The sequence below is a fragment of the Donghicola sp. genome, from assembly GCF_025210255.1.
GTDB lineage: Bacteria > Pseudomonadota > Alphaproteobacteria > Rhodobacterales > Rhodobacteraceae > Donghicola > Donghicola eburneus.
The window spans coordinates 157,163-171,701 of the sequence record NZ_JAOARZ010000035.1 but is presented as its reverse complement, the minus strand read 5'-3'; the positions used below and the strand labels follow the sequence as shown (position 1 = coordinate 171,701).

At 59.4% G+C, this 14,539-nt stretch carries 14 protein-coding genes and 1 pseudogene; 13 read left to right on the top strand and 2 right to left on the bottom strand.

Features of this window, described 5'->3' with window-relative positions; all coding sequences use genetic code 11:
- Positions 1-59: 59 nt before the first annotated feature.
- The 7 genes from N4A58_RS16530 to N4A58_RS16500 all read left to right on the top strand — a co-directional run bounded on the left by N4A58_RS16530 (position 60) and on the right by N4A58_RS16500 (position 6,915).
- Entirely contained in the window at positions 60-1,280 is a 1,221-nt protein-coding gene (locus N4A58_RS16530; RefSeq protein ID WP_293711499.1) for an extracellular solute-binding protein, read from the top strand.
- A 72-nt stretch (positions 1,281-1,352) separates the two neighbouring features.
- Positions 1,353-2,420 carry an ABC transporter ATP-binding protein gene (locus tag N4A58_RS16525; RefSeq protein WP_293711496.1) on the top strand — a complete coding sequence of 356 codons (1,068 nt, stop codon included), beginning with the start codon at positions 1,353-1,355 and terminating at the stop codon, positions 2,418-2,420.
- 23 nt (positions 2,421-2,443) lie between these two features.
- The gene (locus tag N4A58_RS16520; protein WP_293711493.1) at positions 2,444-3,322 is read left to right on the top strand and encodes a polysaccharide deacetylase; all 879 of its coding nucleotides are present in this window, start codon (positions 2,444-2,446) and stop codon (positions 3,320-3,322) included.
- A gap of 70 nt (positions 3,323-3,392) precedes the next feature.
- Positions 3,393-3,725: a hypothetical protein gene (locus N4A58_RS16515; RefSeq protein WP_293711490.1), complete on the top strand. Its 333-nt coding sequence runs from the start codon at positions 3,393-3,395 to the stop codon at positions 3,723-3,725.
- Complete coding sequence (locus N4A58_RS16510) at positions 3,722-4,732, top strand: GTP-binding protein (protein WP_293711487.1); 1,011 nt, start codon at positions 3,722-3,724, stop codon at positions 4,730-4,732. The genes N4A58_RS16515 and N4A58_RS16510 overlap by 4 nt, the downstream gene beginning before the upstream one ends.
- Complete coding sequence (locus N4A58_RS16505; RefSeq protein ID WP_293711485.1) at positions 4,729-5,922, top strand: extracellular solute-binding protein; 1,194 nt, start codon at positions 4,729-4,731, stop codon at positions 5,920-5,922. The genes N4A58_RS16510 and N4A58_RS16505 overlap by 4 nt, the downstream gene beginning before the upstream one ends.
- Before the next feature lie 9 nt (positions 5,923-5,931).
- Positions 5,932-6,915: an asparaginase gene (locus N4A58_RS16500; protein WP_293711483.1), complete on the top strand. Its 984-nt coding sequence runs from the start codon at positions 5,932-5,934 to the stop codon at positions 6,913-6,915.
- 45 nt (positions 6,916-6,960) lie between these two features.
- On the opposite strand, the pseudogene N4A58_RS16495 reads toward N4A58_RS16500, so the two are convergent.
- Positions 6,961-8,102, bottom strand: a pseudogene (locus tag N4A58_RS16495) (Gfo/Idh/MocA family protein).
- Positions 8,103-8,123: 21 nt separating this feature from the next.
- Positions 8,124-8,849 (bottom strand): GntR family transcriptional regulator, encoded by a 726-nt coding sequence (locus N4A58_RS16490; RefSeq protein ID WP_293711481.1) that lies wholly within the window; start codon positions 8,847-8,849, stop codon positions 8,124-8,126.
- 112 nt (positions 8,850-8,961) lie between these two features.
- Here N4A58_RS16490 and N4A58_RS16485 point away from each other — a divergent pair, with 112 nt between their 5' ends.
- From N4A58_RS16485 to dctP, 6 genes are all read left to right on the top strand, one after another.
- Positions 8,962-10,116: an LLM class flavin-dependent oxidoreductase gene (locus N4A58_RS16485; protein ID WP_293711479.1), complete on the top strand. Its 1,155-nt coding sequence runs from the start codon at positions 8,962-8,964 to the stop codon at positions 10,114-10,116.
- Positions 10,116-11,006 carry an aldo/keto reductase family oxidoreductase gene (locus N4A58_RS16480; protein ID WP_293711477.1) on the top strand — a complete coding sequence of 297 codons (891 nt, stop codon included), beginning with the start codon at positions 10,116-10,118 and terminating at the stop codon, positions 11,004-11,006. The genes N4A58_RS16485 and N4A58_RS16480 overlap by 1 nt, the downstream gene beginning before the upstream one ends.
- The gene (locus N4A58_RS16475; protein ID WP_293711474.1) at positions 11,006-11,500 is read left to right on the top strand and encodes a flavin reductase family protein; all 495 of its coding nucleotides are present in this window, start codon (positions 11,006-11,008) and stop codon (positions 11,498-11,500) included. Before N4A58_RS16480 ends, N4A58_RS16475 begins: the two co-directional genes overlap by 1 nt.
- 58 nt (positions 11,501-11,558) lie before the next feature.
- Entirely contained in the window at positions 11,559-12,146 is a 588-nt protein-coding gene (locus N4A58_RS16470) for a TRAP transporter small permease (RefSeq protein WP_293711472.1), read from the top strand.
- A gap of 1 nt (position 12,147) precedes the next feature.
- Positions 12,148-13,437, top strand: coding sequence for a TRAP transporter large permease (locus N4A58_RS16465; RefSeq protein WP_293711469.1), 1,290 nt, complete (start codon positions 12,148-12,150; stop codon positions 13,435-13,437).
- Positions 13,438-13,505: 68 nt separating this feature from the next.
- Complete coding sequence (gene dctP / locus N4A58_RS16460; protein ID WP_293711574.1) at positions 13,506-14,525, top strand: TRAP transporter substrate-binding protein DctP; 1,020 nt, start codon at positions 13,506-13,508, stop codon at positions 14,523-14,525.
- Positions 14,526-14,539: the final 14 nt, after the last annotated feature.

Here is a 14,539-nt window from a genome sequence, read left to right as displayed (position 1 = left end):
CCAAACGTCCCCGCCCATCCCAACCTCAACGTCAATTTCCATCAACAGGGAACGAGTAAATGACTTTGACTTCCAACCGACGCACCTTCTTGAAATACGGTGCCGCCGCTGGGGCAGCTGCCCTCGGCTCGGGTCTGCATCCGTGGACCCGCATGGCCTATGCCCAGAACCTGAGCGAACAGGAACTGCGCACCACTGGCCTTTCCACCACCGTGCAGGACCGCATCCTTGAGATGTTCAAAGCCCAGACCGGCGTTGCGTCCACCTCTGGCACCCCGTCGACCTATCCCGACGCACAGACCAAGATCCTGTCGGGCTCTTCGGATTATGACTGCTGGGAAATCATTGGCGAACGCCTCCCCGCCCTGATCGCAACCGATAACGTCGAAACCATCCCCGCCGCCGATCTGCCCAACTGGGCCTCGATCCGCGACACTTTTACCCAAACCAACCCCAAGTGGGACGCCCGCGCACAAATCTCGGGTCAAATCTGGGCTGATGAGGCGAAAACGCAGCTCTACATGGTGCCTGCCGTCTACAACTACGACTCGATCGGCTATAACCCCGAGGTTCTGTCCGACGAAGAGGCGAACACTTGGACTGCGCTCTTTGACGAGAAGTGGAAGGGCAAATCCGGCCTGAACGTCGACCCGCTGATCGCGATCGGCCAGGCGGTTCTGGCGATGAATTCGCTGGGTCTGCTAGAAGCTAAGAACCCCGGAAACCCGACCATGGCCGAGATCGACGAGGCCGCCAAGTTCCTGATCTCCAAGAAGAAAGACGGCCAGTTCCGTGCGCTCTGGGGTGATTTCGGCGAGCTCGTGAACCTGATGGCGTCGGGCGAAATGGTGGTGTGTGATGCGTGGCAGCCCGCTGTCATGGCAGTCAAAGCGCAGGGCAAGCCCGCGAAATACGCCAACCCCAAAGAGGGCTACCGTGGTTGGGCCATCGGCCCGTCGATGCTCAAGGGTACGCCAAACCGCGAAGCCGTGATCGCCTATGCCAATTTCTGGCTGTCGGGCGAGCCGGGTATCGCCGTGACCGAGCAGGGTTACTATTCGCCCTCCACCAACATCAAAGCGGCCATGGATCCCGACAAATACGCCTTCTGGTACGAAGGACAGCCGTGGAAAGGCGAGCCCGAGCGCGGCATCAATCCGGGCGACCTACGCGACGGCGGCTCGCTCGAAGAGCGCGCGTCGAACGTGGCCTACTGGCACCAGTGGCCGGACGAATACGACCACCTCATCATGCGCTGGGACGAGTTCCTGAACGCCTGATCCGGCGGCGGGCGCCTATACCTCATCCGGGCGCCCGCCCAACCCCCACGAATAACCTGAAAGTCGCGCGCCATGGTCTATGACCTCGAGCTGATTTCTGTCGGCAAAACCTATTCTGATGGCACTGTCGCCGTCTCTGACTTCGACCTCAAAGTGGAAAAGGGCGAGTTTGTCGCCTTTCTCGGGCCGTCGGGCTGCGGCAAGTCCACCACCCTGCGGATGATTGCGGGTTTCGAGAATATTACCAACGGCGAAGTCATGATGATGGGTCGCAACGTGACCCACGTGCCTCCTGAAAAGCGCCCGACCTCGATGATCTTTCAAAACTACGCGCTGTTCCCGCACATGAGCGTACGTGAGAACGTGGCTTTTGGTCTGGATGTCAAAGGCACGCCCAAGGCCGAACGCGACCGGAAAGTCGACCGCATCCTTGATATGTTCGACCTTGAGCCCTTTGCCGATCGCAAGGCCGATAAGCTGTCTGGCGGCCAGCGCCAGCGCATCGCCTTGGCGCGCGGCTTGGTGGTCGAGCCCGAAATTCTGCTGCTGGATGAACCCCTTGGCGCACTGGATGCAAACCTGCGACGCATCATCCAGAACGAACTCAAACTGCTCCAGCGCGAGCTTGGCATCACCTTTGTCTTTGTGACCCACGCGCAGTCAGAAGCGTTGGGCCTGTCGGACCGCGTGGTCGTCATGTCGAACGGCGTGGTCGAGCAAATCTCTCCGCCGCGCGAACTGTATCGACGCCCTGCCACCCCCTTTGTCGCGGACTTCATCGGCTCGAACACCGTGTTCGAAGGCACGCCCAAGGGCGCCGCTGGCACAGGATTTGGGCAGATCGACACGCCTTACGGCATAATGACGGGCTTGGGGCAAGGGAACGAGACGCTCGCCGTTGTTCCGGCCGAGGCTTTCCGTATCGTCCCAACGGGGACCCCGAACGAAATCCTGCTCCACGGCACGCTGGCAGAGCGACAGCTGGTGGGCGCTGTCGGCCATTTGAAAATCCGTCTGCCCGATGATCGCGACATCGCTGTCGAGGTTAGCGCAGACCGTCCAGAGGTGCGGACTTTGACACCCGGAGCACCTGTCACGCTCGGCGTTGATCCGGCGTCTGTCACCCTCATTCACGCTTAATACCCCAACAGGAGACTACCCCAATGGCAAAAGAAATTCTCGTCGGTTTCGGGATTGATGTGGACGCCGTCGCCGGCTGGCTCGGCTCGTACGGCGGCGAGGACAGCCCGGACGACATCTCGCGCGGCATGTTCGCAGGCGAGGTTGGGTCCATGCGTCTGCTGGACCTGTTCGACAAGCTGGACATCAAGACAACTTGGTTTATCCCCGGCCACTCGGCAGAGACCTTCCCAGAGCAGATGAAAGAGGTGGCCAAGCGCGGCCACGAGATCGGCATCCACGGCTACAGCCACGAAAACCCGATCGCCATGACCCCCGAGCAGGAAGAAGCTGTTCTGGACAAGTGTATCGACCTGATCACCGATATCTCGGGCAAGCGTCCGACCGGCTACGTGGCGCCTTGGTGGGAGTTCTCGAACGTCACAAACGAGCTGCTGCTGAAAAAGGGCATCAAGTACGACCACTCGCTGATGCACAAGGATTTCGAACCCTACCGCGTGCGTGTCGGCGACAGCTGGACCAAGATCGACTACACCGCCAAGCCCGAAGATTGGATGAAGCCGCTGGTCCGCGGCGAGGAAACCGACCTGATCGAGATCCCCGCGAACTGGTATCTCGATGACCTGCCGCCGATGATGTTCATCAAGAAATCGCCGAACTCTCATGGCTTTGTGAACCCCCGCGACATCGAACAGATGTGGCAGGATCAGTTCGATTGGGTCTACGAGAATATGGACTACGCGGTCTTCCCGATCACCATTCACCCCGACGTATCGGGCCGCCCCCAAGTGCTGATGATGCTGGAGCGTCTTTTCAAGCACATGGCCGCCCACGAAGGCGTAAAGTTTGTCACCATGGACGAGATGGCTGACAACTACGACAAGAAGTTCCCGCGGGGCTAATTATTGTCGTAGGTTTGGCGGGTGGCGGACCCTTCGCCGCCCGCCGTCTTCTGGAGGATAGGAGAGTGTCATGTGTTCACTTTGCGGAATTCTGGGATGTGACGATCACTGGACCAACGCTATCGCGCGACCCGGTGTCTACACGCGCAATCACGACAGTCAGTCGCGCCGCGCCGAAAGCGCGCGACGGATCAAAGCTGCGAACGAAATCCTTTCTTACAGGCGACTGAAACTCGATATCTGGCAGAGCCGGTCTTATGTCGTATCCTCGCCCACGGGGGCGTCCAGCGTGTTCGAAGCCCTGTCGCATCTGTGGCCAGAGGCCGAGGCACTCTCTGGCCGCGGGTTCGATCCTTTGGACGAAGGGCTGTTGTCGTGGATGGAAGAGAGGACCCGCTCATGACGCCGGTTGTTCTGCTGACAGGTTTCCTTGGGTCCGGAAAAACGACCCTGCTGCAACGGCTGCTGACGGATCCCTCGATGGCAGGCGCCGCCGTTCTGATTAATGAATTTGGCGAGGTGGGGCTCGACCACCACCTGCTCGACCGGATCGACGACAACGTCGTGCTGCTGAAATCCGGCTGTATCTGCTGTACCGTCCGAGGCGAAGTGGCCGACGCCTTGTCGAACCTGAATACCATGCGCGCCTCGGGTGAGATTGCTTTTGACCGTGTGGTGATCGAAACCACGGGCTTGGCAGATCCCTATCCTGTACTGCAAACCCTGACCGCCCATCCGGTCCTGCGCTCGCACTTCGTCAATGGCGGTGTCCTGACGACCGTCGATGCGGTAAACGCCAGCCTCCAAGTCGAACACCGCGCCGAGGCTGTGCGCCAGATTGCAGCCGCAGACCGGATCGTGCTGACCAAAACCGATTTGGCGACCCCAGAGCAGATCAGCAATATTCGCGCACGCCTTTTGCGCATCAATTCGGCGGCCCGCAGTGTCACGTCCGATCTGGATGTTCCCACGATCCTCGGGGGCTTTGGCCCTGCCACTTTTGCAGACACCCTGTCGTCCGACCATGTCTGCACACCGACCTGCGGTCACGATCATCACCACCATGGGCATCACCACCACGATGCTGATCTTGACGTCACCAGCTTCTCGCTCGTGATCGATGGCGCCATTGATTGGACTATGTTCGGAACGTGGCTTACGCTATTGCTGCACAAGCACGGCGACAGGATTTTCAGGGTGAAGGGCATTTTGGCACTCGAAGGCGAAGATAGGCCAATCGCGATTCACGGAGTGCAGCATCTGGTGCACGCACCGACGCATATGGACCATTGGCCCGCAGGCCCGCGCCAATCCCGTCTGGTGTTCATCATGGAAGGGATTTCTCCTGACGCGATCCGGCGCTCTTTCACTGCCTTTACCGGTCTCGCCGACGTGAGGGCCGCGGCGTGACCGGACCACTTCGCATTCTGACGACAGAAATTCAGCCTTGGCGGTTCCTCAAGGAGCGGGCCGAGGCGGATTTGGGGTTCCCGCTGGAATTCATCGAGACGGATTTCAACAGCGCCCAACGGATGGCTGCACTCGAGCCAGACAGCTACGACGTTTACGATCAATGCTTTCACAATCTGGACATCGTTTGGTACTGGCGTGCCGTCCAACCCATTGAGACGAAACGCATCTCCCAGTGGGACAATATCGATCCGTTCTCGCGCATCTCGCCCCCGAATGCCGGTCGCAATCTAGGGGACGTACCAGCATCGCGCCTGTATGTGCAGCAGGACCTGTCCCTGTCAGACGTGCCGTCGGCGCGGATTTCCATGCTGCCGACTTTCTATAACTTCGACAGCTTTGCGGTAAACGCCGCAGACATCGATATGGAGCGCGACATTCGCAGTTGGGCCGCGTTGCTCGACCCAAAATGGGCGGGGCAGGTGGCATTGGTTGACGAGCCCGCGATCGGACTTTTTGACTTGGCTCTTGCCTTGTCTGCCTCCGGGCAGATGACGTTCGAGAACATCGGAAACATGTCGGTCCAAGAGATTGACGGCGTCATCGACCGCGCCACGTCTTTGGTCCAGTCGGGCCACCTTAGCCCCTTCTGGCTGCGCGCCAGCGATCCGGTAGATCGTTTCCTGAGCGGCGAGTTAAAACTTGCCTCGATTTGGTCGCCAACCCTTGTTGAAATGAAGCGCCAAGGGCTGAATGTCCGGCAAGCTCATCCGACCGAAGGGTATCGCGCATGGCATGGCGGAATGTGTCTGTCGCGGTGTCTGTCGGGCGCGACACTGGATCGAGCCTATGACTGGTTGAACTGGTATCTGGACGGCCCTGCGGGCGCGATTGTAGCGCGCCAAGGCTATTACATGTCCGTGCCGGACCGCGTCAAAGAGTGCCTGCCCAAGGCGGACTGGGATTACTGGTACGAAGGCCTGCCTGCTGCCGAACCCCTGAACGACGTCGAAGGCCATATCGCCATTCCTAAGGGTCATGTGCGCTCGGGTGGATCGCGCACGGAACGCGCGCATCATATTGCCCTGTGGAACACCACGATGGACGAACACAACTACGTCGTGCGCCGCTGGAACGAGTTGGTGACCCTCGCATCTTCCAAAACACGGCCCAATCGCCGCGCAAGCTAAGAGAACTCCATGAAAAATGTGACACTGATCGCAACCGGCGGGACCATTGCCTCGTCGACCGACACCTCTGCGGGCGCGGTGAATGCCGGCCTCACCGGAGAGGCGCTGATGCGGAGCCTTCACGACCCCCTTGTCGGGATCTCCGTGACGGTCGAAAACTTCAAGGCCTCGGGCAGCTATGCTTTGGATTTGGCCACGATACACGCGCTATGCAAACGCATCGACGTGGTTCTGGCTGATCCCAAGGTCGACGGTGTTGTGGTGACCCACGGCACGGACACGATGGAAGAAAGCGCCTTTCTCGCGTGGCTTTTGGTGCAAAGCGAGAAGCCCGTCGTTTTCACAGGAGCACAGCGCCATGCAGGGCAACCCGACACCGATGGCCCGCGCAATATTTACGATGCGATCTGCACCGCAGCCTGCGCTGACATGGTAGGGGTCGGGCCCGTGATCCTGTTCGAGGGGGACATTCACGGCGCGCGCTACGTGACTAAGGCGCATACCTCGCGGGTCGATACCTTTCGCTCGGTTGGCCAGGGGAAGCTTGGCGAGATCGATCATGGAACTCTGCATATCTACGCCCGCCCTGCATTTGAACGCCGCATTTTGGCGCCGGCGAACTTGGACCCCGATGTCGAACTCATTGCTCTTGGGGTTGGCACGACGCCGCGTTTGATGGGACTTGCTGTACAAGCCGGCGCCTCGGGCATCATTTTGTCTGCTTTTGGTCGCGGCAATGCGCCCAAAGGGTTTGCAGCAGAGGCTGAAAACGCCATCGCTCGCGGGTGCCCAGTCATCGTCGCCTCGCGCTGCCACGAAGGACGCACCCGTGCAGTCTATGGCAAAGATAGCGGCGGCGTCACTCTAGAGCGTAGCGGCGCGGTATTGGCTGGGGATTTGTCAGGGATCAAAGCCCGTCTCTTGCTGTCCGCTTTGGTTGGCGCTGGGTTCAGCGGTGCGAAACTAACCGAGGTGTTTCAGGCATACACGTAGATCAGAGGAACCGGCCCAGAGGACTTAAACCTCTGGGCCGCCGCCTCACAAAGCCGTAGAGTATTCATTCAGATCAACCGCGCGCCCTTCGACCATAGAGCGCTGTGCCGCGAAGCCCATGAGCACGGCCCATTTCCCGTCCGCAAGCGTCACGTCTGGCGTCGCTTTGGCACCCCGCACCAATTCCAGAAAACCTTTGTGCTGGTAGAACGTCGACCCGTTGTGATCTCCTGCCTCCAAAAGCGTTGGATCGACGGGGATATCGCGCACTTCGGGGCCCTTGGGATCCCGAGGAGAGACGATCACTTGCGGTAGTGGCGCGGGACCTAGGCTCGCAGGCCAGAACCGCCCCGGTCCGGGAACCAGTGCCTCGATCTTGCCCTTTGGACCGACCGCCAATATTTCCTCTTGGTACCGCGAGCCTTCGGCGAACATGCACAGCTCGAGCATGGCGCGCACGCCGCTCTCGAATTCGACCATGACGTAGCCATGGTCAAACACATCGGGCCGCGCACCATCATAGCTCTCGTCCAAATGATTGGCCGCCTGTCCCCCATCGCCATAATGCGCACGGGGTCAGATCGCAGCGCAAGCCGCATCAAGTCAAAGAAATGGCAGCACTTTTCGACGAACGTTCCACCGGTGTAGCGGTTAAACCGGTTCCAAGCGCCGACTTTATCAAGAAAGGGAAACCGATGCTCGCGGATCGTCAGCATCTTGATCCCTCCGGTGACGGCCTCGACCTCTTCGAGGAATTTTGCGACGGGGGGCATGTAGCGATATTCCATCGCGACCCAAACCGGAGCCGGATAGCTCGCCGCGAACGCATCAATCGCCGCGACATGGGCAGGATCGGTGAACAGGGGCTTTTCGATAAGAACGGGCAGGGGGTTCTGAACGGCGATCTCCTGCAATTGCTCCACATGGCGAAAGTTCGGGCTTGCGATCAGGAGGCAATCGACTTCGGGGATATCGAGAAGGGCCTCAATGCTGTCGACGAACTGCGCGTCAGGCGCGAGTTGGCTCGCTTGCGCTCGCATTTTGGCGTCGGGCTCAAAGATCGCACCGACCGCCGTGTTGTCCAAGAGCGCGATATTGCGCAGATGTTCTTGGCCCATCATGCCACATCCGATGACGCCGTAAGTGATGGTACGGGTGCCACTATCGGGTAGCGTATCCGTGGTCATGGGGTCTCCTCCTCCCATATGTCAGATCAGGCGCTGCACGTAGAGCGCCTTGTTTGTGTCGTACCAAGTGCGGGAAAACTCGACCGCGGTAGACTCTTGTGCCCATGACAGGCGTTCGATGTAGGCAGTCGTCGCGCCGGGTTTCAGGGGAAATGCCTCTGGCGACCAATCGGGCACCTGACCGATTCCCACGCGGTCTTCGGCGCGGGTAATCCACAGCTGCAACGCGCGTTTGTAGGTCAGATAAAGCGAATCCTGCACCATCTCGCGCGGGACTTTTCCAGCCCCGCCATCAAGCCAAATCTCCTCGACCGCGATGATCTGATCGTCCAGAAATCTGAGACGCCGGAAGCGAGTGCCTTCGGTGGAAGTCCCGTAATTTGGCTGGTCTGGATCCTTCGGCAGGTAGTCCACGGACAGAATGTCAGCGGTCGGCAATCCGCCGCCGCCCTCTGCCAATTCCAGGCGAAACATTGAGTACACAGACTCGACTTGAGTGCTGGCTCGCACGTAGTTTCCCGACCCCTGTCGGCGTTCGAGCATTCCCTTTTTTTCTAGCTCTGCCAAGGCTTTGCGCAAGGTGCGAACTGTCGTGCCGTGGGCTTTGGCGAACTCGCGCTCGGGGGGCAATTTCTGTCCGTCTACCAACCGGCCTGCCGCGATGTCACGGATCACCAGCTCGCAAATCTGCATGTAAATGGGCAGCGCGTCCGCACGGCCTGCAGATTTTCTGCTTTTCTCCTGCATCTTTGCGGCTCCTCCACAGCATCAGCGTTCGAAAATAATTGATACACCATTGATCTACATCAAAGACAAAGCTATGCAAGTGGAAAGTTCGGAGGTTTTCAGGGAGGGAAACATGACGGTCGTACCCGTGACATCTGCCGATCTCGACGCTGTCGAGGTGGCCTGGTTTTCGGCGCTTTGCTCGGATGACTATCAGTTTCTGGGGGTGCCAGATGGCGACCTGCGTTCGTCGTGGGAGCATTGTTCGGACATCGTGAAAACGGCCGAGGCGCAGGGCTTTGGCAACATCCTGTGCCCGTCGTCGTATCAGGTGGGGCAAGACACCCTGAGCTTTGTCGCCGGATGCGCGCCGATTACCGACACCATGAACCTGCTGGCCGCCGTTCGCTGCGGCGAGATGCAGCCCATCATGCTGGCCCGCACGATCGCGACGCTGGATCACATGCTCAAGGGTCGTCTGACGGTCAACATCATCTCGTCCGACTTTCCGGGCGAAAAGGCTGACAGCGCGTTCCGCTACCAGCGCTCGCGTGAAGTCGTCGAGATCCTGAAGCAGGCGTGGACGCAGGACGAGATCAACTACCAAGGACAGGTCTACACCTTCGAAGGCCTGACCACCGATCCCGCCAGACCCTATCAGACTAACGGGCCGATGCTCTATTTTGGGGGCTATTCACCTGACGCGCTGGATCTGTGCGGCCAGCATTGCGATGTGTACCTGATGTGGCCCGAGAAATCCGAAGACATCGCGGACCGCATGAAGGCCGCGAACGCCGCCGCCGAGAAATATGGTCGCACACTGGATTACGGTTTCCGCAGCCATGTGATCGTGCGCGATACTGAGGCCGAGGCCAAAGAATACGCCCGCTACATCGCCAGCAAGCTGGACGATGAGTACGGCAAGGCGATCCGTGAACGGGCGCTGGATGCCACCAGCCTTGGGGTCAGTCATCAGGCGCGCAACCGCGAACTCGCCGATCTGGAAGGGTACATCGAACCCAACCTCTGGACCGGCATTGGCCGCGCTCGGTCGGGCTGCGGGGCGGCGATTGTCGGCTCGACCGATCAGGTTTTGACCAAGTTGGAAGAACTACAGAAAATGGGCATTCGCGCCTTTGTTCTGTCTGGCTACCCCCATATCGAAGAGGCAGAGCATTTCGGCACCCGTGTGCTGCCGCAGATGAAAACCTGCCAACTCAATCGGGTGTGGAACCGTGTGCCCTCGTCCACCCCCGCAACACCCCTCGGAGTAGGAGAGCGCCGCTAATGGACCGCGTTGAACTGGCCGAAGGCCTCAGCTTTTCCCGTCTAGTTTATGGCATGTGGCGGATCGGTGATGATCCCGATACCTCGGAAAAACATGTGCGCGCCAAGATTGATGCCTGTCTGGCCCAAGGGATCACCACGCTCGATCAGGCGGATATCTATGGTGATTACACCGCCGAAGCCGTGCTGGGACAGTCTCTGAAGGCCGATCCCAGCCTGCGCGGGCAGGTCGAGATTGTGACCAAATGCGATATCGTGGCGCCCTGCGGGAAATACGCTGATGTTGCGTGCAAGCACTACGACACCTCTAAGGCGCATATCGAAGCCTCGGTTGAGAATTCCCTGCGGGACATGGGCACCGATTACATCGATCTGCTGCTGATCCACCGACCCGATCCGCTGATGGACCATGACGAAACCGGCGCTGCGCTGGATAGTCTGATCGCAGCGGGCAAAATCCGCGCGGCGGGTGTCTCGAACTTTCGCCCTTGGGATGTAGAATTGCTGCAAAGCGCGATGAGAAACAAGCTGGTCACCAACCAGATCGAGATTTCGCTGGCACGGATTGATCCCTTTACCGACGGCGATCTTGCGTTCCACCAGCGCCAGCGCGATGCGGTTATGGCGTGGTCGCCCTTGGGCGGCGGCAGCCTGATGACGACCGACACTGCCTTGACCCGCTTGATGGATGGCTTCGGCAACGAATTCGGCGTGGACCGTGCGGCGATCGCCGTGGCGTTCCTGCTGCGTCATCCGGCGAAAATCTTGCCTGTTCTCGGCACCAATTCGCTGGAGCGGATCGCCAAAATCTCGGACGCGACCAAGGTCGACCTGACCCGCGTACAGTGGTTCCAACTTTACGAGGCAGCCTTGGGGCGGGAGGTTGCGTGATGCTGCAAAGCTTCGTTCCGGAACCCAGTAACGGTCGTGCGCTGCGTGATGCGTTCGGGCTGTTCGCGACAGAGGTGACCATCGTCACCACCTGCGGGCCAGAGGGGTGCGTTGCGATCACCGCGAACAGCTTTTCCTCGGTGTCCATAGACCCGCCGCTGGTTCTCTGGTCGCCCGCGCGGGCCTCGCGCCGCTATCCCCTGTTCGCAGAGGCAGAGCATTACGCGATCCACGTTTTGGCCGCAGATCAGCAGGAATTGGCGTGGGCGGTTGCCAAAGACGGCGGCGCGCTGCTCGCCACTGATCTGGACCAAAACGCGACAGGCGTACCGGTTCTGCCCCATTGCCTCGCGCGTTTTGACTGTCGGCGCAATGCAGTGCACGAAGCAGGCGACCACGCAATCATTGTCGGCGAGGTTCTTCAGGCTACGATGCAGCAAGGAGACCCGTTGGCATTCTTCAGCGGGCGCGTTGCACGACTCGATTTGAATTGATCGCAGCACCGCGCCTTTGGAGGAGGGCGCGGTGTACGAGTGCGATTGGGAGGAAAGTATGGTGCTATTCGACGGGTTGATCCGGCTGTCGTCGTGGATCAACGAACACCTGTTGAAGCTCGGCCGAGGCATCGGGGTCATCGCGATCGCTATCATGGTCGCTGTGACGCTGCTTCAAGTCTTTTGCCGTTATGTGCTGGGAAATGCCCTGCCGTGGCCGGACGAGGCGGCTCGGTTTTGCATGCTCTGGATGACAGGGCTGATGGCACCGACCGCATTTCGCCGTGGCGGGTTCGTGGCAATTGACGTTCTGCCATCGCTGCTACCGGGCCGAGTGGCCAACCTGCTAAATCTGCTTCTGCTTGGGATCAGCTTGGTGGTTTTGGTGATCGCTGTACAGATCGGGTGGAAAGAGGTCACAGGCCTTGGCGGACGCTTTGCGTCGGCCTCGCTTTATCTGCCCACCGCGCTTGATTTCAGCAGCTGGTACCGCATTCCTCGCAGCTGGATGATGATGTCGATCTTCGTCGGGGTCGCGCTTTTGGTTCTGGTGAACATTGAACTGATCCTGCGCAACTTTGTCCGGCTCGTGTCTGATCGCCCACTGCCCCCCATCCCGCTGGCCGAGACGCGAGGGGCGGAATGACATGCTGATCTGGTTCCTCCCTCTCTTCCTCGTGTTTCTGATGGTAGGCTTGCCGGTCTTTTTCGGCTTGCTCGCCGCACCAGGCATGTTGCTGTTCTTCAACGGCCAAGAGCGTGACTTGACGCTCCTGTATCGCAATCTTTACAACGGGATGGACAGCTTTCCTTTGATGGCGATCCCGTTCTTCATGTTAGCTGGCGAGATTATGAACCGCGGCGGCATCACCCATAGATTGGTCGAGTTCAGCCAAGCCTTCATGGGGCACCTGCGGGGTGGACTGGCCCACGTAAACGTCATGTCTTCGATGCTGTTTGCGGGCCTGTCTGGATCTGCTGTGGCTGACACCTCTGCGCTAGGATCGATGCTGATCCCCGCGATGGAGAAGCAAGGCTACACGCGCCGTTTTGCTGCTACGATCACGGCAGCCAGTTCGGTCATCGGGCCGATCATTCCACCGTCGGGCATCATGATCATCTACGCCTATGTCATGGGTGAAAGCGTTGCGGCGCTGTTCCTTGCAGGCATGGTACCGGGCCTGATGGTCGGCCTCGGACTTATGCTGCTGATAAAGGTCATGGCGAACCGCTACGATTTCCCCGTCGCCTCGCGCAAATACAGCTGGGGCGAAAGAGGCGATGCCAGCCTGAAGGCATTCTTTCCGCTGCTGACTCCGGTGATCATCCTTGGCGGGATATTGGCCGGTGTCTTCACCCCGACCGAAGCCGCCGCGGTCGCAGTCGCTTACGCGCTGTTCATCAGTATCTTTGTCCTGAAAACCCTGCGCCTGACAGAACTACCCGATGTGCTCGGACGGGCGGGGCTGACTTCGGCTGTGGTGCTCTTGCTGGTCGGTGCGGCCATGTCCTTCAAGACAGTGGTGTCTTTGTCCCACGCGCCGCAGATCATGGCTGATTACATCCTGACGCTGACCGAAAATCCGCTGCTTTTGCTGTTCCTGATCAACCTTTTACTCTTTGCGGTGGGGATGTTTCTGGACGCTGGCCCCGCGATTATCATTCTTGGCCCAATCCTTGGACCAGTGTTCACCAGCATGGGGGTCGACTCTGTGCATTTCGCGATCATTATGTGCGTGAACCTGACCGTGGGCTTGGCGACGCCGCCGATGGGATTGGTGCTGTTCGTCGCCTCGGCAGTGTCGGGCGAGCGGGTCACGACCATCGCCAAGGCTATTTTGCCATTTCTCGCGGTAGAGATCGTTGTGATCTTTTTGATCACCTATTTCCCCGCGCTATCCATGACGATCCCGCGTTTGACGGGCTTCGCGAACTAGAACAATTCAGAGCTATCAGGGAGGATATTATGCTCGGAACAACGAAAAAGGTGGCAGCGGCGCTGCTCATGACGGCAGCCCTTGCCAGTCCGGCTATGGCGCAGGACTACACGATCCGCGCCGTCGCCAACTCCAACGAAAATGACGAGGATTATGACGGCCTGCAGGTCTTTAAATCCTACGTCGAGAGCGCATCGAACGGTGCGATTGCGGTGGAAATCTACATGGGCACCCAGCTGTGCTCGAACGGGGCCGAGTGTCTGCAAGGCGTCGCAGATGGCTCGATTGATGTCTACATCTCTACCTCGGGCGGCGCGGCTGGCCTGTTCCCTTATGTTCAGGTGTTGGATCTCCCCTATGTCATGCAAGACGACCGCATCGCGGAAAAAGTGCTGTCGGGCGACTTCACCCGTACCATGCGTGACATGGCGCTCGAGGATTCCGGCGGCGCGATCCGTCTGATGACCATCGGCAACACCGGCGGCTGGCGCAACTTTGCCAACACCCAGAAGCGCGTGCAGACGCCCGCCGATCTGGAAGGGATGAAAATGCGGACCGTGGTCGCAGACCTGCCGCAGGAACTGGTCCGTGCATTGGGAGCAGCGCCCACCCCGATCCCGTGGCCAGAACTGTTCACCTCGCTGCAAACTGGCGTGGTCGAGGGCACCAAGAACGGCATTACCGACATCATGTCGATGAAGTTCCCAGACGCGGGGCTGCAATATGTGACACTTGATGGCCACGCCTACATGGGCGCGCTCTGGTGGATGTCCAACGAGACTTTCATGGGCATGCCCGAAGATCAGCGCCGCGTGGTGGTTGACGGCTTCTATGCGCTGCAGCAGGCGACCTTTGCTTCGCCCAAGCGCAAATCGATCCCCGCCTATGCGGAATTTGTCGAAGGCGGCGGTGACCTGTACGTGCCCACCCCCGAAGAAAAGCAAGCCTTTGCGGATGCCGTGCAGCCTGTGTACGACTGGTTCAGCGGCAATGTGACCGGCGGGGAAAAGATCTTTGACGCGCTGCAAACAGCAGTCGCCGAAGCCACTGAAGAGCTAGAAGCAGAGCGTTCGCGCGACATCCAGTAACGACACTCCGGTGC